The following is a 24,151-nucleotide window of genomic DNA, read 5'->3' on the forward strand; positions in this document are numbered from 1 at the left end:
TTACTCGATGATTTTGGCTACGACGCCAGCGCCGACGGTACGACCGCCTTCACGGATAGCGAAACGCAGACCATCTTCCATCGCGATGGTTTTGATCAGAGTGACAGTCATCTGAATGTTGTCACCCGGCATTACCATTTCAACGCCTTCTGGCAGCTCGCAGTTACCAGTCACGTCAGTAGTACGGAAGTAGAACTGTGGACGGTAGCCTTTGAAGAACGGAGTATGACGGCCGCCTTCTTCCTTGCTCAGAACGTAAACTTCTGCGGTGAACTTGGTGTGCGGCTTAACCGAACCTGGCTTAACCAGAACCTGGCCACGCTCAACGTCGTCACGCTTGGTGCCGCGCAGCAGCACGCCGCAGTTCTCGCCAGCACGACCTTCGTCGAGCAGCTTACGGAACATTTCAACACCGGTGCAGGTGGTGACGGTAGTGTCACGCAGACCAACGATTTCCAGTGGATCTTGCACGCGAACGATACCGCGCTCGATACGACCAGTCACAACAGTACCGCGACCGGAGATCGAGAATACGTCTTCGATTGGCATCAGGAACGGCTTGTCGGTCAGACGAACTGGTTCTGGGATGTAGCTGTCCAGAGTTTCAACCAGTTTACGAACGGCAGTGGTGCCCATTTCGTTGTCGTCTTTGCCTTCCAGAGCCATACGAGCCGAACCGATGATGATCGGAGTGTCGTCGCCTGGGAAGTCGTAAGTGCTCAGCAGATCGCGCACTTCCATCTCAACCAGTTCCAGCAGCTCAGCGTCGTCTACCAGGTCAGCCTTGTTCAGGAAAACCACGATGTACGGAACGCCTACCTGACGGGACAGCAGGATGTGCTCACGGGTTTGTGGCATCGGACCATCAGCGGCCGAGCAAACCAGGATCGCGCCGTCCATCTGGGCAGCACCAGTGATCATGTTCTTCACGTAGTCAGCGTGACCTGGGCAGTCAACGTGAGCGTAGTGACGAATCTTCGAGTTGTACTCGACGTGCGCGGTGTTGATGGTGATACCACGAGCTTTTTCTTCTGGCGCGCTGTCGATTTTATCGAAATCAACGATAGCCGAACCGAAAACCTCGGAGCAAACACGAGTCAGAGCAGCAGTCAGAGTGGTTTTACCGTGGTCAACGTGACCGATGGTGCCAACGTTGACGTGCGGTAGGGAACGATCAAATTTTTCTTTAGCCACGACAATTAACTCCTTGCCTAAAGGACTGAATCAGCCTTGTTTTTTGGTAACGGTTTCGACGATGTGCGACGGAGCCGTATTGTATTTTTTGAATTCCATAGAGTAGCTTGCGCGACCCTGGGACATGGAACGAACGTCGGTCGCATAACCGAACATCTCGCCCAGCGGAACTTCGGCGCGAATTACCTTGCCGGAGACCGTGTCTTCCATACCCAAAATCATGCCGCGACGACGGTTAAGGTCGCCCATCACGTCACCCATATAGTCTTCAGGCGTAACAACCTCTACCGCCATGATCGGCTCAAGCAACTCACCACCGCCCTTCTGGGCCAGTTGCTTGGTCGCCATGGAAGCAGCCACCTTAAACGCCATCTCGTTGGAGTCGACGTCGTGGTAAGAACCATCAAACACGGTAGCCTTCAGGCCGATCAGCGGATAGCCGGCAACAACGCCGTTCTTCATCTGCTCTTCGATACCCTTCTGGATCGCCGGGATGTATTCCTTAGGAACCACACCACCCACGACTTCGTTCACGAATTGCAGACCTTCCTGACCTTCGTCAGCAGGAGCAAAACGAATCCAGCAATGGCCGAACTGGCCACGACCGCCGGATTGACGAACGAATTTGCCTTCGATTTCACAGTTCTTCGTGATGCGCTCACGATAGGAAACCTGAGGCTTACCAATGTTGGCTTCGACGTTGAACTCACGGCGCATCCGGTCAACCAGGATGTCCAGGTGCAGCTCGCCCATGCCGGAGATGATCGTTTGACCAGTCTCTTCATCGGTTTTGACGCGGAAAGATGGATCTTCCTGAGCAAGCTTGCCCAGAGCGATACCCATTTTTTCCTGGTCATCCTTGGTCTTAGGCTCAACGGCAACCGAAATAACCGGCTCCGGGAAGTCCATGCGAACCAGGATGATTGGCTTGTCAGCGTTGCACAAAGTCTCACCAGTGGTGACGTCCTTCATGCCGATCAAGGCCGCGATGTCACCAGCGCGTACTTCCTTGATTTCTTCACGGGCGTTTGCGTGCATTTGCACCATACGACCCACGCGCTCTTTCTTGCCTTTAACCGAGTTGATCACGCCGTCGCCGGAGGCCAACACGCCCGAGTAAACTCGAACAAAGGTCAAGGTACCCACGAATGGGTCGGTAGCGATCTTGAACGCCAGAGCCGAGAACGGCTCGCTGTCGTCTGCGTGACGCTCCATTTCCTTGGTCTCGTCATCCGGGTCAGTACCCTTGATGGCAGGAATGTCGGTAGGAGCAGGCAGGTAGTCGATAACGGCGTCGAGAACCAGGGGAACACCCTTGTTCTTGAAGGAAGAACCGCAAACAGCCAGAACGATCTCACCAGCGATAGTACGCTGACGCAGAGCGGCCTTGATTTCCGCGTTGGTGAGCTCTTCACCTTCGAGGTACTTGTTCATCAACTCTTCGCTGGCTTCGGCCGCAGCCTCAACCATGTTACCGCGCCACTCGTTAGCCAATTCCTGCAGTTCAGCAGGGATAGGCTCGCGACGTGGAACCATGCCTTTGTCAGCATCGTTCCAGTAAACAGCTTCCATGGCCAACAGATCGATCTGACCCTGGAAATTGTCTTCGGAACCAATAGCCAACTGGATCGGCACCGGAGTGTGACCCAGACGCTGCTTGATCTGACCGATCACGCGCAGGAAGTTCGCACCAGCACGATCCATCTTGTTTACGTAAACAAGACGTGGAACACCGTACTTGTTGGCTTGACGCCATACGGTTTCCGACTGAGGTTCAACACCCGAGGTACCACAGAACACAACGACCGCGCCGTCGAGAACACGCAGGGAACGCTCAACTTCAATAGTGAAGTCTACGTGGCCAGGGGTGTCGATGACGTTGAAACGGTATTGGTCTTTGTGCTGCTTCTCGGAACCCTGCCAGAAGGCGGTAATAGCAGCAGAAGTAATGGTAATACCACGCTCCTGCTCCTGAACCATCCAGTCTGTGGTCGCGGCGCCGTCATGCACCTCGCCCATCTTGTGACTTTTGCCAGTGTAAAAAAGGACGCGCTCGGTGGTGGTGGTTTTACCAGCATCCACGTGTGCAACGATACCAATGTTACGGTAGCGATTAATCGGTGTTGTACGAGCCATAAAGCCCTCGCAAAATTAGTGACGCTAAAATTAGAAGCGGTAGTGCGAGAAAGCCTTGTTGGCTTCAGCCATACGGTGCACGTCTTCACGCTTCTTAACTGCAGCACCTTTACCTTCAGCGGCGTCCAACAGTTCGCCAGCCAAACGCAGAGCCATAGACTTCTCGCCGCGCTTGCGTGCGAAGTCTACCAACCAGCGCATTGCCAGAGCGTTACGACGGGACGGACGAACTTCGACCGGAACCTGGTAAGTAGCACCGCCTACACGGCGCGACTTTACTTCGACCAGCGGAGCGATGGCGTCGAGAGCTTTCTCGAAGATTTCCAGGGGATCGCTGTTCTTGCGTTCTTTAACTTTTTCCAGCGCGCCATAAACGATACGTTCGGCAACGGCTTTCTTACCGCTTTCCATAACGTGGTTCATGAACTTGGCCAGGATCTGGCTGCCGTACTTTGGATCGTCAAGCACTTCGCGCTTGGCTGCTACGCGTCTTCTTGGCATGGATAAGCCCTCAAACGGTCTTCAGGTTCGCTCGGAATCGGTGCCCTTGCGGGACGCCTCCGACCTTACTCTTATCGACTCAGAAAAATAGAAAATCAGTTTTTACAAAAAGCCGCTACTACTTAGGCTTCTTGGTACCGTACTTCGAACGACCCTGGTTACGACCTTTAACGCCGGAAGTATCCAAAGAACCGCGTACGGTGTGGTAACGAACACCTGGCAAGTCTTTTACACGACCGCCGCGGATCAGTACCACGCTGTGCTCTTGCAGGTTGTGGCCTTCACCGCCGATGTACGAGGAAACCTCGAAACCGTTGGTCAGACGCACACGGCATACTTTACGCAGTGCCGAGTTAGGTTTTTTCGGCGTGGTGGTATACACACGGGTGCATACGCCACGACGTTGCGGGCAGTTCTGCAGCGCAGGCACGTCGGATTTCTCGACGATACGCTTACGCGGCTGACGTACCAGCTGGTTGATAGTTGCCATCTACTAGCTCCACTGTTGTCTTGCGACGCTATTGTCTTGCAAGAAAAGCAAAATGGCAGGAACGAATTCCCGCCAAATTTAGGGGTACAAGAGTCTAAAGAGGATCTTGCCCCCAGTCAAGGCAAGGCCCCGACCTCCCCACCCATCCAACCTCGACAAATTGTCTCGATTCGATGAACGGAGCTGCCAGGGCCTTACGCTCATTTATCGCAGAACTCAGTTACCGCTAGAGTTCAGCGCTTCGGTCAGTGCAGCTTCCACTTCACTGGCGCTTACGCGCAACGGTTTGTCAGCATCACGGCGACGCTTACGCTCGCTGTGATAAGCCAGACCGGTACCAGCCGGGATCAGACGACCCACGACCACGTTTTCTTTCAGGCCGCGCAGGTAATCGCGCTTGCCGGTTACCGCCGCCTCGGTCAGTACGCGAGTGGTTTCCTGGAAGGAAGCCGCCGAGATGAACGATTCGGTGGACAACGACGCCTTGGTGATACCCAGCAGTACGCGAGTGAACTTGGAAACGAATTTCTCGTCGCCAGCCAGACGCTCGTTCTCTACCAGAACGTGAGTCAACTCCATCTGGTCGCCCTTGATGAAAGTCGAGTCGCCGGATTCAGCGATTTCAACCTTACGCAACATCTGACGCAGGATGGTCTCGATGTGCTTGTCGTTGATCTTCACGCCTTGCAGACGATAAACGTCCTGGATCTCGTTCACGATGTACTTGGCCAGCGCACTCACACCCAGCAGACGCAGGATGTCGTGTGGATCGCTCGGGCCGTCGGAGATAACTTCGCCGCGGTTTACCTGTTCGCCTTCGAAGACGTTCAGGTGACGCCACTTCGGAATCAGCTCTTCGTACGGATCGGTGCCGTCGTTCGGAGTGATAACCAGACGGCGTTTGCCTTTGGTCTCTTTACCAAACGCAATGGTGCCGCTGACTTCAGCCAGAATCGAGGCTTCTTTCGGACGACGTGCTTCGAACAAGTCGGCAACACGTGGCAGACCACCGGTGATGTCACGGGTCTTCGAAGTCTCTTGCGGGATACGAGCGATAACATCACCGATCGCAATCTTCGCGCCATCCGCTACACCAACCAGTGCGTTAGCAGGCAGGAAGTACTGAGCAATTACGTCAGTACCCGGCAGCAAGAGATCCTTGCCGTTGTCATCAACCATCTTCACAGCAGGACGGATATCTTTACCGGCAGCTGGACGGTCTTTGGCGTCGAGTACTTCAATGTTGGTCATACCGGTCAATTCGTCAGTCTGACGCTTGATCGTGATGCCTTCTTCCATGCCCACGTAGGTCACGGTACCTTTCATTTCGGTAACGATTGGGTGAGTGTGCGGATCCCACTTGGCCACGATTGCGCCAGCGTCGACCTTGTCACCTTCTTTAACCGAAATCACAGCACCGTATGGCAGCTTGTAACGCTCGCGCTCACGACCGAAATCGTCAGCGATCGCCAGCTCACCCGAACGGGACACAGCAACCAGGCAACCATCCACTCGCTCAACGTGCTTCAGGTTGTGCAGACGGACGGTACCGCCATTCTTCACCTGAACGCTGTCAGCTGCGGAGGTCCGGCTTGCCGCACCACCGATGTGGAACGTACGCATGGTCAGCTGGGTACCCGGCTCACCGATGGACTGGGCAGCAATAACGCCGACCGCTTCACCGATGTTCACCTGGTGACCACGAGCCAGGTCACGGCCGTAGCACTTGGCGCAAATGCCGTAGCGGGTTTCGCAGCTGATCGGCGAACGCACGATCACTTCGTCGATGCTGTTCAGCTCGATGAACTCGACCCACTTCTCGTCTACCAGCGTGCCCGCAGGAACGATGATTTCTTCGGTACCTGGCTTGAACACGTCACGGGCAATAACACGACCCAATACGCGCTCACCCAGCGGCTCAACAACGTCACCGCCTTCAATGTGCGGAGTCATTACCAGGCCATGTTCGGTGCCGCAATCGATCTCGGTCACAACCAGATCCTGCGCCACGTCTACCAGACGACGAGTCAGGTAACCGGAGTTCGCAGTTTTCAACGCGGTATCCGCCAAACCTTTACGAGCACCGTGAGTGGAGATGAAGTACTGAAGTACGCTCAAACCTTCACGGAAGTTCGCAGTAATCGGCGTTTCAATGATGGAACCGTCCGGCTTGGCCATCAGGCCACGCATACCGGCGAGCTGACGGATCTGCGCAGCAGAACCCCGTGCGCCCGAGTCGGCCATCATGTACATCGAGTTGAAAGACTCTTGGTCGACTTCGACGCCATGGCGGTCGATGACTTTCTCTTTCGAGAGGTTGGCCATCATTGCCTTGGAAACTTCGTCGTTCGCCTTGGACCAAAGGTCGATCACTTTGTTGTACTTCTCGCCCTGGGTTACCAGACCGGAGGCGTACTGACTTTCGATCTCTTTCACTTCATCAGTAGCAGCATTGATGATGCGGGCTTTTTCATCCGGGATAACGAAGTCGTTAACACCGATGGAAACGCCGGAGATGGTCGAATAAGCAAAACCGGTGTACATCAACTGGTCAGCGAAGATCACGGTCTCTTTCAAACCAACCACGCGGTAGCACTGGTTGATCAGCTTGGAGATCGCCTTTTTCTTCATCGGCTGGTTGACGACGTCGTACGACAGGCCAGGTGGAACAACCTGGAACAACAGCGCACGGCCGACAGTGGTGTCGACGATACGGGTGTTCTTGACGCTGCCACCGTCACGATCGTTGACGGTTTCGTTGATCCGCACTTTGACTTTAGCGTGCAGTGCGGCTTCGCCGGCACGGAACACACGGTCAACTTCTTGCAGATCCGCGAATACACGACCTTCGCCCTTGGCGTTGATCGCTTCACGAGTCATGTAGTACAGACCCAATACAACGTCCTGCGACGGAACGATGATCGGCTCACCGTTGGCTGGCGACAGAATGTTGTTGGTCGACATCATCAACGCACGCGCTTCCAACTGGGCTTCCAGTGTCAGCGGTACGTGCACGGCCATTTGGTCGCCGTCGAAGTCGGCGTTGTACGCAGCACAGACCAGAGGGTGCAGCTGGATAGCCTTACCTTCGATCAGTACCGGTTCAAACGCCTGGATACCCAGACGGTGAAGGGTCGGTGCACGGTTGAGGAGAACCGGGTGTTCGCGGATGACTTCAGCGAGAACGTCCCAAACTTCCGGCAGCTCGCGCTCGACCATCTTCTTGGCAGCTTTGATGGTGGTAGCGAGACCACGCATTTCCAGCTTGCCGAAAATGAACGGTTTGAACAGCTCGAGAGCCATTTTTTTCGGCAGACCGCACTGGTGCAGACGCAGGGTCGGACCTACGGTAATTACCGATCGACCGGAGTAGTCAACACGCTTACCGAGCAAGTTCTGACGGAAACGACCTTGCTTACCCTTGATCATGTCAGCCAGGGATTTCAGAGGACGCTTGTTGGAACCGGTGATAGCGCGGCCACGACGACCGTTGTCGAGCAGTGCGTCGACGGCTTCCTGCAACATACGCTTTTCGTTGCGCACGATGATGTCCGGAGCGGACAGATCAAGCAGGCGCTTCAAGCGGTTGTTACGGTTGATCACTCGACGATACAGATCGTTGAGGTCGGAAGTCGCGAAGCGACCGCCATCCAGCGGGACCAGTGGACGCAGATCTGGCGGTAGAACCGGCAGAACGGTCAGCACCATCCACTCTGGAAGGTTGCCAGAACCCTGGAAGGCTTCCATCAACTTCAGACGCTTGGACAGCTTCTTGATTTTGGTTTCGGAGTTGGTTTGCGGAATTTCTTCACGCAGACGGCCAATCTCGTGTTCCAGGTCGATAGCGTGCAGCAGTTCACGGACAGCTTCGGCACCCATGCGGGCATCGAAATCGTCGCCGAACTCTTCCAGCGCTTCGAAGTACTGCTCGTCGTTGAGCAGCTGACCTTTTTCAAGGGTGGTCATGCCTGGATCGATAACGACATAGCTCTCGAAGTAGAGAACGCGTTCGATATCACGCAGGGTCATGTCCATCAGCAAGCCGATACGCGACGGCAGCGATTTCAGGAACCAGATGTGGGCAACTGGCGAGGCCAGTTCGATGTGCGCCATGCGCTCACGACGAACTTTAGCCAGCGCGACTTCAACGCCGCACTTCTCGCAGATCACACCACGGTGCTTCAAGCGCTTGTACTTACCGCACAGGCACTCGTAATCCTTTACCGGGCCAAAGATCTTGGCGCAGAACAGGCCGTCACGCTCAGGTTTGAACGTACGGTAGTTGATGGTTTCCGGCTTTTTAACTTCACCGAACGACCACGAACGGATCATCTCAGGCGATGCCAATCCAATACGGATGGCGTCGAACTCTTCGACTTGACCCTGGTTTTTCAGCAAATTCAGTAGGTCTTTCAAGGCCTTTCCTCCTGGCGGAGCAGAGAGCGGGCAATCCTGCCCCGCTCTCGATTCGCGTCACGTGTTATTCGGTTTCCAGATCGATATCGATGCCGAGGGAACGAATTTCCTTGATCAACACGTTGAAGGACTCGGGCATGCCCGGCTCCATACGGTGATCGCCATCCACGATGTTTTTGTACATCTTGGTACGGCCGTTCACATCGTCCGACTTCACTGTGAGCATTTCTTGCAGAGTGTAAGCGGCACCGTATGCTTCCAGTGCCCAGACCTCCATCTCCCCGAAACGCTGACCACCGAACTGTGCCTTACCACCCAGCGGCTGCTGGGTAACCAGGCTGTACGAACCGGTAGAACGAGCGTGCATCTTGTCGTCTACCAAGTGGTTCAGCTTCAGCATGTACATGTAGCCAACAGTAACCGGGCGCTCGAACTTGTTGCCGGTACGGCCGTCGGTCAGCTGCATCTGGCCGCTTTCTGGCAGGTCTGCCAGTTTCAGCATGGCCTTGATTTCGCTTTCCTTGGCGCCGTCGAACACTGGAGTGGCCATTGGAACGCCGCCACGCAGGTTCTTCGCCAGATCCAGGATTTCCTGGTCGGAGAAGCTATCCAGATCTTCGTTACGACCGCCGATCTGGTTGTAGATCTCGTCCAGGAAGGTACGAAGTTCAGCAACTTTGCGCTGCTCTTCGATCATCCGGTTGATCTTCTCGCCCAGACCTTTGGCCGCGAGGCCGAGGTGGGTTTCAAGGATCTGACCAACGTTCATACGCGAAGGTACGCCCAACGGGTTGAGGACGACATCGACCGGGGTGCCATTGGCATCGTGCGGCATGTCTTCAACCGGCATGATCACGGAGACCACACCTTTGTTACCGTGACGACCGGCCATCTTGTCGCCCGGCTGAATGCGGCGACGGATTGCCAGGTAAACCTTGACGATTTTCAGCACGCCTGGAGCCAGGTCATCGCCCTGCTGCAGTTTGCGCTTCTTGTCTTCGAACTTGTCGTCCAGCAGACGGCGACGATCAACGATGTAGGCCTGAGCCTTCTCGAGCTGCTCGTTCAGAGCATCTTCAGCCATGCGCAGTTTGAACCACTGACCATGCTCAAGACCGTCGAGAATTTCGTCGGTGATGTCCTGACCTTTCTTCAGACCGGCGCCGCCTTCGGCTTTGTGGCCGACCAGAGCGGAACGCAGACGTTCGAAAGTTGCGCCTTCAACGATACGGAACTCTTCGTTCAGGTCCTTGCGGATCTCGTCGAGTTGAGTCTTCTCGATCGACAGTGCACGAGCATCACGCTCAACGCCGTCACGGGTGAAGACCTGTACGTCGATGACGGTACCCTTGGTGCCGGTAGGCACGCGCAGGGAGGTGTCTTTAACGTCGCTGGCTTTTTCACCGAAGATGGCACGCAACAGCTTCTCTTCCGGAGTCAGTTGGGTCTCGCCTTTCGGAGTGACCTTACCGACCAGAATGTCGCCTGCGCCAACTTCAGCACCTACGTAAACGATACCGGCTTCGTCCAGCTTGTTCAGTGCAGCTTCACCCACGTTCGGGATGTCTGCAGTGATTTCCTCTGGCCCAAGCTTGGTGTCACGTGCCACACAGGTCAGTTCCTGAATGTGGATCGTGGTGAAGCGATCTTCCTGAACCACACGCTCGGACAGGCAGATGGAGTCTTCGAAGTTGAAGCCGTTCCATGCCATGAACGCGATGCGCATGTTCTGACCCAGTGCCAGTTCACCCATATCGGTGGACGGACCGTCAGCCATGATGTCGCTGCGCTGAACCCGATCACCTTTACGCACCAGCGGACGCTGGTTGATGCAGGTGTTCTGGTTGGAGCGGGTGTACTTGGTGAGGTTGTAGATGTCGACACCAGCTTCGCCGGTTTCAACTTCGTCATCAGCAACACGAACCACGATACGGCTGGCGTCGACGGAATCGATAACACCACCACGACGAGCCACGACGCAAACGCCGGAGTCACGGGCTACGTTACGCTCCATGCCGGTACCGACCAGCGGCTTGTCAGCGCGCAGGGTTGGTACAGCTTGACGCTGCATGTTCGAACCCATCAACGCACGGTTGGCGTCGTCGTGCTCGAGGAACGGGATCAGCGACGCTGCAACCGAAACTACCTGTTTCGGCGATACGTCCATCAAGGTGACGTCTTCTGGCGCCTTGACGGTGAACTCGTTCAAGTGACGAACAGCTACCAGCTCGTCGATCAAGACTTTCTTGTCGTTCATCGTGGCCGAAGCCTGAGCGATCACGTGATCAGCTTCTTCGATGGCGGACAGGAACACGATCTCGTCGGTGACCAGAGCGTCTTTCACCACACGGTACGGGCTCTCGAGGAAACCATACTGGTTGGTGCGCGCATAAGCGGCCAGGGAGTTGATCAGACCGATGTTCGGACCTTCCGGCGTTTCAATCGGGCATACACGACCGTAGTGAGTCGGGTGTACGTCACGAACTTCAAAGCCAGCACGCTCACGAGTCAAACCGCCAGGGCCGAGTGCAGAAACACGACGCTTGTGGGTGATCTCGGACAGCGGGTTGTTCTGGTCCATGAACTGCGACAGCTGGCTGGAACCGAAGAACTCTTTCACCGCCGCAGCCACTGGCTTGGCGTTGATCAGGTCTTGCGGCATCAGGCCTTCGCTTTCAGCCATCGACAGACGCTCTTTGACCGCACGCTCAACACGTACAAGGCCAACGCGGAACTGGTTCTCGGCCATTTCGCCTACGCAGCGAACACGACGGTTACCCAGGTGGTCGATGTCGTCGACGATGCCTTTACCGTTACGGATGTCGACCAGAGTCTTCAATACCGCAACGATGTCTTCTTTGCACAACACGCCCGAACCTTCGATCTCGGTACGACCGATACGACGGTTGAACTTCATCCGGCCGACCGCAGACAGGTCATAGCGCTCAGGGCTGAAGAACAGGTTGTTGAACAGAGTCTCGGCAGCGTCTTTGGTTGGCGGCTCGCCTGGACGCATCATGCGATAGATCTCGACCAGCGCTTCCAATTGGTTGCTGGTGGAGTCGATTTTCAGTGTGTCGGAGACGAACGGACCGCAGTCGATATCGTTGGTGTACAGAGTTTCGATGCGAACAACCTGAGACTTGGCGATTTTCGCCAGGATCTCGGTGTTCAGCTCGGTGTTGCACTCTGCCAGGATTTCGCCGGTTGCCGGATGCACGATGACCTTGGCGGTAGTGCGACCCAGGACGTAGTCCAGAGGCACTTGCAGCTCTTTGATCCCGGCTTTTTCCAGCTGGTTGATGTGGCGAGCAGTGATACGACGACCTTGCTCGACAATAACCTTGCCTTTGTCATCCAGGATATCCAGGACAGCAATTTCACCACGCAGGCGCTGAGGCACCAGTTCCAGGCTGAGGTTTTCACCTTGCACGTGGAAGACGTTGGTGGTGTAGAACGCGTCCAGCACTTCTTCAGTGGTATAGCCCAGCGCGCGCAGCAATACCGATGCAGGCAGCTTGCGACGACGGTCGATACGCACGAACACGCAGTCTTTCGGGTCGAACTCGAAGTCCAACCACGAACCGCGGTAAGGAATGATGCGTGCGGAGTACAGCAGTTTACCGGAGCTGTGCGTCTTGCCACGGTCGTGGTCGAAGAACACGCCCGGGGAACGGTGCAGCTGGGAAACGATTACACGCTCGGTACCGTTGATTACGAAGGTACCGTTCTCAGTCATCAGGGGGATTTCACCCATGTAGACTTCTTGCTCTTTAATGTCCTTGATCGCTTTGTTCGACGATTCTTTGTCGAAAATGATCAGGCGCACTTTTACCCGCAAAGGTACGGCGTAAGTTACACCGCGCAATACGCATTCTTTGACATCAAATGCCGGTTCGCCCAGGCGATAACCGACGTACTCCAGCGCAGCATTGCCGGAGTAGCTGATGATCGGGAAAACGGATTTGAAGGCCGCATGCAGGCCCACGTCGCGGAACTGATCTTTAGTCGCTCCCGCTTGCAAGAATTCACGATACGAATCCAGCTGGATGGCCAGGAGGTACGGCACATCCATGACGTCCGGCAACTTGCTAAAGTCCTTGCGGATACGTTTTTTCTCAGTATATGAGTAAGCCATCAGCGTTCCCCAGCTTGGTCACCTGCTTGTTTGGCCCCTCCCGACGGGAGCAGCCAGAAAATCGTGCAAACCCCATGGTTTGCGCCACCACATCGGGTGGTTACAGCTCGTTATCAGCACCGACCCAGTCGGCTGCCAATAACGGAAAAAGGCCGGTGGCAAGAGCCACCAGCCATCAGCCTTTCGCTTTACGCTCGGGCTGGAGGAGCAAAGTCGATGCTTACTTCAGCTCGACTTTAGCGCCTGCTTCTTCCAGAGTAGCTTTGGCTTTGTCACCGGCATCTTTCGAAACGGCTTCCAGAACCATGGCAGGAGCGCCATCAACTACAGCCTTGGCTTCTTTCAAGCCCAGGCCGGTCAGTTCACGTACTGCCTTGATCACGTTAACTTTCTTCTCGCCAGCTTCCAGCAGCATGACGTTGAATTCGGTTTGCTCTTCAACAACAGCGGCAGCAGCAGCTGGACCAGCCGATGCAGCAGCAGCGGTAACGCCGAATTTTTCTTCGAAAGCTTTGATCAGCTCAACAACCTGGATAACCGACATTTCAGCTACGGCGTTGAGGATATCGTCTTGAGAGATAGACATGAATCTAATTCCTGAATTGGGGGACGGCCTACGCGACCATCGAAATTAACAAAAAACGCGAGAAGGAGACGAGCCTTAGGCTGCAACTGCTTCTTTTTGGTCGCGAATTGCCGCCAGAGTACGAGCCAATTTGCTGGTTGCGCCTTGAATCACGCTCATCAGCTGAGAAATTGCTTCGTCACGGGTCGGCAGAGTTGCCAGTACGTCGATTTGGTTAGCTGCGAGGAACTTGCCCTCGAACGCAGCTGCCTTGATCTCGAACTTGTCCTGACCTTTTGCGAATTCCTTGAAGATACGAGCAGCAGCGCCCGGATGTTCGTTGGAGAATGCAATCAAGGTCGGGCCGGTGAACACGTCGTTGAGAACACTGAATTCAGTGTCAGCAACAGCGCGCTTGAGCAGGGTGTTACGTACTACACGTACGAAAACGCCAGCTTCACGAGCCTCTTTACGGAGTCCGGTCATCGCGCCTACTGTTACGCCACGGGCATCAACCACGACAGCGGACAGAGCGACTTTGGCAGCCTCGTTGACTTCAGCGACGATGGCCTTCTTGTCTTCGAGTTTAATTGCCACGGGTTTAACTCCTGCTTGTTACCGTTTCATCCAACCGGGGTCGGATGTCGTTTTGGTGTCTGATTCGGTAAAGAACCGGGAGCACCATCTGCGTAGGCTTGAGGTTTAAGACTTGCGTCGCCTACGGTCTTGGATAGCCCCCGCCAGGCAGGGACCCCAATCTTTCAATTGGCGCAATCGCTTGCGCCAACCTGTGTCTTACGCGTCGAGCGAGCCTTGGTCGATGACCAGACCTGGGCCCATAGTGGTGCTCAGGGTAACGCGCTTGACGTAAATGCCTTTCGAGGAAGCTGGCTTGATACGCTTCAGATCAGCGATCAGGGCTTCAACGTTTTCCTTCAGCTTGACGGCGTCGAAGCCGACCTTGCCAACGGAAGTGTGGATGATGCCGTTTTTGTCGGTGCGATAACGAACCTGACCAGCCTTGGCGTTTTTAACCGCGGTAGCTACGTCTGGAGTTACGGTGCCAACTTTAGGGTTAGGCATCAGGCCGCGTGGACCGAGGATCTGACCCAACTGACCAACAACGCGCATTGCATCCGGGGATGCGATAACTACGTCATAGTTCAGGTCGCCGCCTTTCATTTCGGCAGCCAGGTCGTCCATACCTACACGGTCAGCGCCAGCAGCCAGAGCGGCCTCAGCAGCTGGACCCTGGGTGAACACAGCAACGCGAACAGTCTTGCCAGTGCCGTGTGGCAGCACAGTAGCGCTACGAACAACCTGGTCAGATTTACGCGGGTCAACACCCAGGTTAACAGCAACGTCGAACGACTCGCTGAACTTGACAGTCGACAGCTCAGCCAGCAGAGCAGCCGCGTCTACAAAGTTGTAGGACTTGCCTGCTTCGATTTTGCCGGCGATAGCCTTTTGACGCTTGGTCAACTTAGCCATTACACACCCTCCACGTTAAGGCCCATGCTACGAGCAGAACCGGCGATAGTACGCACGGCTGCGTCCATATCAGCTGCAGTCAGATCCGCGTTTTTGGTTTTCGCGATTTCTTCCAGCTGAGCACGGGTTACGGTGCCAACCTTAACGGTGTTCGGACGAGCAGAACCGCTAGTCAGACCAGCAGCCTTCTTCAGCAGAACCGAAGCAGGTGTGGATTTGGTTTCGAAAGTGAAGCTACGGTCGCTATAGACAGTGATGATCACTGGAGTCGGCAGACCTGGCTCAATACCTTGAGTACGGGCGTTGAAAGCCTTGCAGAATTCCATGATGTTCACGCCGTGCTGACCCAGAGCAGGACCAACAGGTGGGCTTGGGTTAGCCTGAGCGGCCTTCACTTGCAGCTTGATGTAAGCGGTAATTTTCTTGGCCATGAGGCACTCCAATTACGGGTTCAAACGCCTCGAAAGGCTCCCCGGTTACTTGCGCGTTTATCCCAGTGACGACAAAACCCCACAGCCTAGGGCTGCGGGGTTGGGATGCTTGTTCAGCTAGACCTTTTCGACCTGACTGAACTCTAACTCTACCGGGGTAGAGCGACCGAAAATGAGCACTGCCACTTGGATCCGGCTCTTTTCGTAGTTAACTTCTTCAACCGTGCCAGTAAAATCAGCAAACGGCCCGTCATTGACACGTACCGACTCACCCGGCTCGAACAACGTCTTCGGCTTCGGCTTGTCGCTACCATCAGCAACGCGACGCAGAATTGCTTCTGCCTCTTTATCAGTGATTGGTGCTGGCTTATCGGCAGTACCGCCAATAAAGCCCATCACCCGAGGAGTATCCTTGACCAAGTGCCAAGTACCCTCATTCATGTCCATCTGTACCAGCACATAACCAGGGAAGAACTTACGCTCGCTTTTGCGTTTCTGGCCATTACGCATTTCAACCACTTCTTCAGTGGGAACCAGAATTTCGCCAAAGCCATCTTCCATACCAGCCAGCTTTACGCGCTCTACCAACGAGCGCATGACATGCTTCTCGTAACCGGAGTAAGCATGCACAACGTACCAACGCTTAGCCACGGGACACCCTTAGCCGACAATCAAGGAAACAAGCCAGCCGAGCAGGGAATCAAGCCCCCACAACAGCAACGCCATAACCAGAACGACAGCCACAACAATCAACGTGGTCTGCGTGGTTTCTTGGCGAGTTGGCCATACGACTTTACGAATCTCGGTACGAGCTTCCTTAACCAGTACAAAGAAAGACTTGCCCTTGACTGTCTGCAGGCCTACAAAGGCAGCTACAGCAGCAATGACGAGCAATGCAAGTACGCGGTACAGGATCGGCGAAGCAGAGTAATACTGATTGCCAACAACGCCAACAACCACCAAAGCGACTACTACTAGCCACTTGAGCAGATCGAAGCGAGAGCCTTGAGCTTCAGCTTTAGGAGTCATCTATGAAGATCCTGTGAAAAGAAAGCCAGACACACCAAGTGAATCTGGCAGGTCAGGAGGGAATCGAACCCCCAACCTACGGTTTTGGAGACCGTCGCTCTGCCAATTGAGCTACTGACCTAAAACAAAATCAGGCCGACCATTATGCCGGCCCGAAAAAGACATTACAACAAATTACTCGATGATTTTGGCTACGACACCAGCGCCGACGGTACGACCGCCTTCACGGATAGCGAAACGCAGACCATCTTCCATCGCGATGGTTTTGATCAGAGTGACAGTCATCTGGATGTTGTCACCCGGCATTACCATTTCAACGCCTTCTGGCAGCTCGCAGTTACCAGTCACGTCAGTCGTACGGAAGTAGAACTGTGGACGGTAGCCCTTGAAGAACGGAGTATGACGGCCGCCTTCTTCCTTGCTCAGAACGTAAACTTCTGCGGTGAACTTGGTGTGCGGCTTAACCGAACCCGGCTTAACCAGAACCTGGCCACGCTCAACATCGTCACGCTTGGTGCCGCGCAGCAGCACGCCGCAGTTCTCGCCAGCACGACCTTCGTCGAGCAGCTTACGGAACATTTCAACACCGGTGCAGGTGGTGACAGTAGTGTCACGCAGACCAACGATTTCCAGTGGATCCTGTACGCGAACGATACCGCGCTCGATACGACCAGTCACAACAGTACCGCGACCGGAGATCGAGAATACGTCTTCGATTGGCATCAGGAACGGCTTGTCGGTCAGACGAACTGGTTCTGGGATGTAGCTGTCCAGAGTTTCAACCAGCTTACGAACGGCAGTGGTGCCCATTTCGTTGTCGTCTTTGCCTTCCAGAGCCATACGAGCGGAACCGATGATGATCGGAGTGTCGTCGCCTGGGAAGTCGTAAGTGCTCAGCAGATCACGCACTTCCATCTCAACCAGCTCCAGCAGTTCAGCGTCGTCTACCAGGTCAGCCTTGTTCAGGAAAACCACGATGTACGGAACGCCTACCTGACGGGACAGCAGGATGTGCTCACGAGTTTGCGGCATCGGACCATCAGCGGCCGAGCAAACCAGGATCGCGCCGTCCATCTGGGCAGCACCAGTGATCATGTTCTTCACGTAGTCAGCGTGACCCGGGCAGTCAACGTGAGCGTAGTGACGAATCTTCGAGTTGTACTCGACGTGTGCGGTGTTGATGGTGATACCACGAGCCTTTTCTTCTGGTGCGCTGTCGATTTTATCGAAATCAACGATAGCCGAACCGAAAACCTCGGAGCAAACACGAGTCAGAGCAGCAGTCAGAGTGGTTTTACCATGGTCAACGTGACCAATAGTACCAACGTTGACGTGCGGCAGCGAACGATCGAACTTTTCCTTAGCCATCGAAACAACCCCCAACAGAAAAATTGAACAACCAGTATCAACCATTAAAACAAAGGCAGATATTTTCATATCTGCCTTGTTATATGGAGCTCTTGAGCGGATTTGAACCGCTGACCTCACCCTTACCAAGGGTGTGCTCTACCAACTGAGCTACAAGAGCAAAACACTTTGCAGGACCTGCAAACTTGGAGCGGGTAGCGGGAATCGAACCCGCATCATCAGCTTGGAAGGCTGAGGTTCTACCACTAAACTATACCCGCGGAGCTTGCAGCTCTCGCTAAAAATGGTGGAGGGGGAAGGATTCGAACCTTCGAAGTCGTAGACGTCAGATTTACAGTCTGATCCCTTTGGCCGCTCGGGAACCCCTCCTAAGCGAGCCGGCATTCTACATCATGCCAGCCTTCTGTCAAGCATTTTTCTCATTAAAAACCTGAGCTTAGCTGCGTTGACATCGCTTTCGCACCGTTGACTGTTAAAGGTCTTCACTGCGAAGCGGGCGCCATTCTATTCAAACTATTCAGCCGGTGCAACCCCCTCGCACGGCATTATTTTATGTTTTAACTCATTGAATTCTTTAGAAAGGTTTATCAGTTGCAAATCATCCAGTAAACGCTGGCTTTCGGGCGCTATACGCACCCAGTAACCAGACGACTCGGCAGAATCTTTCGGTAGAGTCTGGAACCTGACACCGATCTCGCCCAGACGTCGCCCAGCCGCCAAAGCGGACTCCTGACGGACAAAGCCCCCCAAATAGAGACAGCCATTTCCCGCCACTGCGGGTTTTCCCTTGTCACGGGTCGCATCAGTTGCCTCGCTTAGCAAGCGAATATCCTGTTGCGCCCCCCGGTACAAGCTCAAAGGCGTTACATCTTTCGCCCGTAGCGGGGCTTCTTGCTGATGCCAAATGTAATAAAAGACGTTCAGAACGAGCAGCAACAGAAACAACCAACGCATAAAAACCTCAGGACAATGGACACGCCATCGCTAAACCTACAAAAATCAGGTCTGGAACCAGCTTGGCCTCGGGCACGATTCCGGAGACCAGAGTCGCATCCCCCCCGGTAAGGAACACAGCAAAGTCATCCCCCCAATAACTACGAGCCATCTCCAACTGAGTCAAGACAAACCCCCTCAACATAAGAGAGCATCCTCGCTCAACCGCTTCGACGGTTGTACGACCAGGAGCGAGACTCTCTAGCGCGCGCTCGGCAGCCAGGTCACCGTATCGGATTCTGCGGGTATGGGTTCGCAGCTGGTTGCGCATCAAGGGCATTCCAGGGCAAATAAAGCCGCCAAGGTGCTCCCCATCCTGAGCAATGAAGTCGGCAGTCACGGCCGTACCAAAATCAAGCACCAGGCATGCACCAGAAGCCAGATGGTACCCTCCAAGCATCGCAAGCCAGCGATCGAGCCCCAGCCGCTCAAACTCGGCGTATCCGTTGCGCACTCCAGCCATTTCGCGAGCAGGTGTCGCACACACCACGTCCACACCGAAAGTTTGCGTCAATATAGAAGTTAAAGCAGCGGTTTCTTCGGCTGTTCTGACGCTAACCAACCGACAATGCCTAAGAGCGAGCCCACCAAGCCTGCTCAAACCCTCCAGCAAAGCGTCATCCGAATCAACTACGCCCTCGCTAAACACCCGCCTGAGATCAGCACAGAGCACACGCCACTTGATAAAACTATTTCCACAGTCGAGCTCAAGAATCATCGCGCAACCTCAGACTGAGCTCACCGCCACTAAAGACTTTTTCAACGCCATTCACTTTCAAGCGCAAAGCCCCCTGACTGTCGATACCCAATACCTCACCATCTATCTGGCTTACGCCTGCAATCAGAGACACTGCCCGCCCCTGCCATAGGTGGTTTTGCTCCCACTCTGACTGGATCGAGGAAAATCCGTCGAGCTGGTGCCGAGCCAGGTATACCTGGAGCATCGAGCCCAACTCCGAAACCAGGCAATTGCGATCAAACACCTTGCCTGACTCCAGACGCATTGACGTCCACAACTGATCAACCTCATCCGCCATCTGCATGTTGACGTTAATGCCAACACCCAAAACCACGTGACATACATCCGCAGGATCACCAACCAACTCGAGCAATATCCCGGCGATCTTTTTCTGCCCCACCAAAACATCGTTGGGCCATTTTAATCCCACTCCCGGAACACCGAGCGCTCGCAAGGTCTGCATGACCGCAAGTCCGACAACAAGGCTCAACCCTTCCAGTTGCCGCATTCCGCCTTCAATACGCAATACCAGACTGTAATAGATGTTTTCTGCAAAAGGACTGACCCATTTGCGGCCACGCCGCCCGCGGCCAGCCGTCTGACGCTCGGCAAGCACCAAAAATGGCGCAGCTTGGCCACGCTCAATAGCCCGCAAGGCCTCAGCGTTGGTGGAGTCTATTGAATCGAAGACCAAAATTGGCCAGTCACACGTGGGGGCGTTGTTTTTTATGGCGACAGGATCAAGCAACGTCAGCGGTGCCGCCAGTTGATATCCGCGACCGCGCACCTTATGAATTGACAAGCCGAGTTCAGCCTCTAAATGCTGAAGCTGCTTCCACACCGCACTACGACTGACACCTAGGGCAACACCCAGGGCCTGGCCCGAATGGAACCGGCCATCCTTAAGAAGCTTTAACAACGTCAGCATGCAAGTCTCGCCTCACAATGAGGCCCGCATGATAGCCATGCCCCGAGCCGTTGCATAGAAACCCGACAAGACGGATTTCCTGCGGACAAAACAAAACCCCTACCTGCGTACGCAGATAGGGGTTTCGGAATTTAATCTTGACGATGACCTACTCTCACATGGGGAAACCCCACACTACCATCGGCGATGCATCGTTTCACTGCTGAGTTCGGGATGGGATCAGGTGGTTCCAATGCTCTATGGTCGTCAAGAAATTCGGTAGCCAGGTCGTTATGTGCATAACGCTCCAGCGAATGGGTATGTAATAGATTTGTGTGTTTCGTTTCGAACTTTCGGTTCTTTCGTCTTCACACACCGCAATCTGGCCTCTTTCGAGTTCGCAAATTGCTTGGGTGTTATATGGTCAAGCCTCACGGGCAATTAGTATTGGTTAGCTCAACGCCTCACAGCGCTTACACACCCAACCTATCAACGTCGTAGTCTTCGACGGCCCTTCAGGGGACTCAAGGTCCCAGTGAGATCTCATCTTGAGGCTAGTTTCCCGCTTAGATGCTTTCAGCGGTTATCTATTCCGAACATAGCTACCCGGCAATGCCACTGGCGTGACAACCGGAACACCAGAGGTTCGTCCACTCCGGTCCTCTCGTACTAGGAGCAGCCCCTCTCAAATCTCAAACGTCCACGGCAGATAGGGACCGAACTGTCTCACGACGTTCTAAACCCAGCTCGCGTACCACTTTAAATGGCGAACAGCCATACCCTTGGGACCGGCTTCAGCCCCAGGATGTGATGAGCCGACATCGAGGTGCCAAACACCGCCGTCGATATGAACTCTTGGGCGGTATCAGCCTGTTATCCCCGGAGTACCTTTTATCCGTTGAGCGATGGCCCTTCCATACAGAACCACCGGATCACTAAGACCTACTTTCGTACCTGCTCGACGTGTCTGTCTCGCAGTCAAGCGCGCTTTTGCCTTTATACTCTACGACCGATTTCCGACCGGTCTGAGCGCACCTTCGTACTCCTCCGTTACTCTTTAGGAGGAGACCGCCCCAGTCAAACTACCCACCATACACTGTCCTCGATCCGGATAACGGACCTGAGTTAGAACCTCAAAGTTGCCAGGGTGGTATTTCAAGGTTGGCTCCACGCGAACTGGCGTCCACGCTTCAAAGCCTCCCACCTATCCTACACAAGCAAATTCAAAGTCCAGTGCAAAGCTATAGTAAAGGTTCACGGGGTCTTTCCGTCTAGCCGCGGATACACTGCATCTTCACAGCGATTTCAATTTCACTGAGTCTCGGGTGGAGACAGCGCCGCCATCGTTACGCCATTCGTGCAGGTCGGAACTTACCCGACAAGGAATTTCGCTACCTTAGGACCGTTATAGTTACGGCCGCCGTTTACCGGGGCTTCGATCAAGAGCTTCGCGTTAGCTAACCCCATCAATTAACCTTCCGGCACCGGGCAGGCGTCACACCCTATACGTCCACTTTCGTGTTTGCAGAGTGCTGTGTTTTTAATAAACAGTCGCAGCGGCCTGGTATCTTCGACCGGCATGGGCTTACGCAGTAAATGCTTCACCCTCACCGGCGCACCTTCTCCCGAAGTTACGGTGCCATTTTGCCTAGTTCCTTCACCCGAGTTCTCTCAAGCGCCTTGGTATTCTCTACCCAACCACCTGTGTCGGTTTGGGGTACGGTTCCTGGTTACCTGAAGCTTAGAAGCTTTTCTTGGAAGCATGGCATCAACCACTTCGTCACCCAAAGGGTAACTCGTCATCAGCTCTCGGCCTTAGAATCCCGGATTTACCTAAGATTCCAGCCTACCACCTTAAACTTGGACAACCAACGCCAAGCTGGCCTAGCCTTCTCCGTCCCTCCATCGCAATAACCAGAAGTACAGGAATATTAACCTGTTTTCCATCGACTACGCTTTTCAGCCTCGCCTTAGGGACCGACTAACCCTGCGTCGATTAACGTTGCGCAGGAAACCTTGGTCTTTCGGCGTGGGTGTTTTTCACACCCATTGTCGTTACTCATGTCAGCATTCGCACTTCTGATACCTCCAGCAAGCTTCTCAACTCACCTTCACAGGCTTACAGAACGCTCCTCTACCGCATCACCTAAGTGATACCCGTAGCTTCGGTGTATGGTTTGAGCCCCGTTACATCTTCCGCGCAGGCCGACTCGACTAGTGAGCTATTACGCTTTCTTTAAAGGGTGGCTGCTTCTAAGCCAACCTCCTAGCTGTCTAAGCCTTCCCACATCGTTTCCCACTTAACCATAACTTTGGGACCTTAGCTGACGGTCTGGGTTGTTTCCCTTTTCACGACGGACGTTAGCACCCGCCGTGTGTCTCCCATGCTCGGCACTTGTAGGTATTCGGAGTTTGCATCGGTTTGGTAAGTCGGGATGACCCCCTAGCCGAAACAGTGCTCTACCCCTACAGTGATACATGAGGCGCTACCTAAATAGCTTTCGAGGAGAACCAGCTATCTCCGAGCTTGATTAGCCTTTCACTCCGATCCACAGGTCATCCGCTAACTTTTCAACGGTAGTCGGTTCGGTCCTCCAGTTAGTGTTACCCAACCTTCAACCTGCCCATGGATAGATCGCCCGGTTTCGGGTCTATTCCCAGCGACTAGACGCCCTATTAAGACTCGCTTTCGCTACGCCTCCCCTATTCGGTTAAGCTCGCCACTGAAAATAAGTCGCTGACCCATTATACAAAAGGTACGCAGTCACCCAACAAAGTGGGCTCCCACTGCTTGTACGCATACGGTTTCAGGATCTATTTCACTCCCCTCTCCGGGGTTCTTTTCGCCTTTCCCTCACGGTACTAGTTCACTATCGGTCAGTCAGTAGTATTTAGCCTTGGAGGATGGTCCCCCCATATTCAGACAAAGTTTCTCGTGCTCCGTCCTACTCGATTTCATGACCAAGAGATTTTCGCGTACAGGGCTATCACCCACTATGGCCGCACTTTCCAGAGCGTTCCGCTAATCTCAAAGCCACTTAAGGGCTAGTCCCCGTTCGCTCGCCACTACTAAGGGAATCTCGGTTGATTTCTTTTCCTCAGGGTACTTAGATGTTTCAGTTCCCCTGGTTCGCCTCTTAAGCCTATGTATTCAGCTTAAGATAACCATCTTATGATGGCTGGGTTCCCCCATTCAGACATCTCCGGATCAAAGTCTGTTTGCCGACTCCCCGAAGCTTTTCGCAGGCTACCACGTCTTTCATCGCCTCTGACTGCCAAGGCATCCACCGTATGCGCTTCTTCACTTGACCATATAACCCCAAGCAATCTGGTTATACTGTGAAGACGACATTCGCCGAAAATTCGATTCTTGCTCATAACGAGCAACTCACAAATTTTACCTTAGCCTGAGCCGTTACCAGTGAAAGTAACGTTCAGTCTATCTTTCTATCACATACCCAAATTTTTAAAGAACGAACTAGTCAAAGACTAGAAATCAACATTCACCATCATCCGATGGAATGCTCATTTCTAAGCTTTATACCGACAGAAGCAGTAGTGGTGGAGCCAAACGGGATCGAACCGTTGACCTCCTGCGTGCAAGGCAGGCGCTCTCCCAGCTGAGCTATGGCCCCGTATTTCTACAGGCGTTTCCCACACAAAATTGGTGGGTCTGGGCAGATTCGAACTGCCGACCTCACCCTTATCAGGGGTGCGCTCTAACCAACTGAGCTACAGACCCAATTTCGGGCT

16 protein-coding genes, 6 tRNA genes and 2 rRNA genes are annotated in these 24,151 nt (G+C 54.2%); all 24 read right to left on the minus strand.

Annotation, left to right across the window (positions count from 1 at the left end; genetic code table 11):
• Positions 1-1,194 (minus strand): elongation factor Tu, encoded by a 1,194-nt coding sequence (tuf, locus tag ACWGZX_RS11210; protein WP_027924378.1) that lies wholly within the window; start codon positions 1,192-1,194, stop codon positions 1-3.
• A gap of 30 nt (positions 1,195-1,224) precedes the next feature.
• On the minus strand, positions 1,225-3,330 hold the full coding sequence (fusA, locus tag ACWGZX_RS11215; RefSeq protein ID WP_223521829.1) for an elongation factor G: 2,106 nt from the start codon (positions 3,328-3,330) through the stop codon (positions 1,225-1,227).
• A 30-nt stretch (positions 3,331-3,360) separates the two neighbouring features.
• Positions 3,361-3,831 (minus strand): 30S ribosomal protein S7, encoded by a 471-nt coding sequence (gene rpsG / locus ACWGZX_RS11220; protein ID WP_002555493.1) that lies wholly within the window; start codon positions 3,829-3,831, stop codon positions 3,361-3,363.
• 118 nt (positions 3,832-3,949) lie between these two features.
• Complete coding sequence (gene rpsL / locus ACWGZX_RS11225; RefSeq protein ID WP_002555494.1) at positions 3,950-4,321, minus strand: 30S ribosomal protein S12; 372 nt, start codon at positions 4,319-4,321, stop codon at positions 3,950-3,952.
• 216 nt (positions 4,322-4,537) lie between these two features.
• Complete coding sequence (gene rpoC / locus ACWGZX_RS11230; RefSeq protein WP_008145492.1) at positions 4,538-8,737, minus strand: DNA-directed RNA polymerase subunit beta'; 4,200 nt, start codon at positions 8,735-8,737, stop codon at positions 4,538-4,540.
• Between the two features lie 64 nt (positions 8,738-8,801).
• On the minus strand, positions 8,802-12,875 hold the full coding sequence (rpoB, locus tag ACWGZX_RS11235) for a DNA-directed RNA polymerase subunit beta (RefSeq protein ID WP_452628341.1): 4,074 nt from the start codon (positions 12,873-12,875) through the stop codon (positions 8,802-8,804).
• 220 nt (positions 12,876-13,095) lie between these two features.
• The gene (gene rplL / locus ACWGZX_RS11240) at positions 13,096-13,461 is read right to left on the minus strand and encodes a 50S ribosomal protein L7/L12 (protein WP_140672291.1); all 366 of its coding nucleotides are present in this window, start codon (positions 13,459-13,461) and stop codon (positions 13,096-13,098) included.
• Positions 13,462-13,536: 75 nt separating this feature from the next.
• Entirely contained in the window at positions 13,537-14,037 is a 501-nt protein-coding gene (gene rplJ, locus ACWGZX_RS11245; RefSeq protein ID WP_452628342.1) for a 50S ribosomal protein L10, read from the minus strand.
• Positions 14,038-14,235: 198 nt separating this feature from the next.
• Positions 14,236-14,931, minus strand: a complete 696-nt coding sequence (gene rplA, locus ACWGZX_RS11250; protein WP_007896626.1) for a 50S ribosomal protein L1 — start codon at positions 14,929-14,931, stop codon at positions 14,236-14,238.
• Complete coding sequence (gene rplK / locus ACWGZX_RS11255; protein ID WP_003210097.1) at positions 14,931-15,362, minus strand: 50S ribosomal protein L11; 432 nt, start codon at positions 15,360-15,362, stop codon at positions 14,931-14,933. Before rplK ends, rplA begins: the two co-directional genes overlap by 1 nt.
• A gap of 117 nt (positions 15,363-15,479) precedes the next feature.
• Complete coding sequence (gene nusG / locus ACWGZX_RS11260) at positions 15,480-16,013, minus strand: transcription termination/antitermination protein NusG (protein WP_007896622.1); 534 nt, start codon at positions 16,011-16,013, stop codon at positions 15,480-15,482.
• 9 nt (positions 16,014-16,022) lie between these two features.
• On the minus strand, positions 16,023-16,391 hold the full coding sequence (secE, locus tag ACWGZX_RS11265; RefSeq protein ID WP_007896620.1) for a preprotein translocase subunit SecE: 369 nt from the start codon (positions 16,389-16,391) through the stop codon (positions 16,023-16,025).
• Positions 16,392-16,436: 45 nt separating this feature from the next.
• A tRNA-Trp gene (locus ACWGZX_RS11270) sits at positions 16,437-16,512 on the minus strand.
• Between the two features lie 53 nt (positions 16,513-16,565).
• The gene (gene tuf / locus ACWGZX_RS11275) at positions 16,566-17,759 is read right to left on the minus strand and encodes an elongation factor Tu (RefSeq protein WP_027924378.1); all 1,194 of its coding nucleotides are present in this window, start codon (positions 17,757-17,759) and stop codon (positions 16,566-16,568) included.
• Positions 17,760-17,843: 84 nt separating this feature from the next.
• Positions 17,844-17,919 (minus strand) — tRNA-Thr (locus tag ACWGZX_RS11280).
• 26 nt (positions 17,920-17,945) lie between these two features.
• Positions 17,946-18,019, minus strand: a tRNA-Gly gene (locus ACWGZX_RS11285).
• A 24-nt stretch (positions 18,020-18,043) separates the two neighbouring features.
• A tRNA-Tyr gene (locus ACWGZX_RS11290) sits at positions 18,044-18,128 on the minus strand.
• A 144-nt stretch (positions 18,129-18,272) separates the two neighbouring features.
• A complete protein-coding gene (locus tag ACWGZX_RS11295; RefSeq protein ID WP_223521826.1) occupies positions 18,273-18,713 on the minus strand; it encodes a hypothetical protein in 441 nt (146 codons plus the stop codon).
• 7 nt (positions 18,714-18,720) lie between these two features.
• Entirely contained in the window at positions 18,721-19,470 is a 750-nt protein-coding gene (locus ACWGZX_RS11300) for a pantothenate kinase (RefSeq protein WP_452628343.1), read from the minus strand.
• Positions 19,460-20,419: a bifunctional biotin--[acetyl-CoA-carboxylase] ligase/biotin operon repressor BirA gene (gene birA / locus ACWGZX_RS11305; RefSeq protein ID WP_452628344.1), complete on the minus strand. Its 960-nt coding sequence runs from the start codon at positions 20,417-20,419 to the stop codon at positions 19,460-19,462. The genes ACWGZX_RS11300 and birA overlap by 11 nt, the downstream gene beginning before the upstream one ends.
• A 135-nt stretch (positions 20,420-20,554) precedes the next feature.
• Positions 20,555-20,670, minus strand: a 5S ribosomal RNA gene (gene rrf, locus ACWGZX_RS11310).
• Positions 20,671-20,818: 148 nt separating this feature from the next.
• Positions 20,819-23,709 (minus strand): 23S ribosomal RNA (locus tag ACWGZX_RS11315).
• Between the two features lie 248 nt (positions 23,710-23,957).
• Positions 23,958-24,033, minus strand: a tRNA-Ala gene (locus ACWGZX_RS11320).
• A gap of 30 nt (positions 24,034-24,063) precedes the next feature.
• Positions 24,064-24,140, minus strand: a tRNA-Ile gene (locus ACWGZX_RS11325).
• Between the last annotated feature and the right edge of the window lie 11 nt (positions 24,141-24,151).

It is taken from the genome of Pseudomonas sp. CLCA07 (assembly GCF_053615335.1).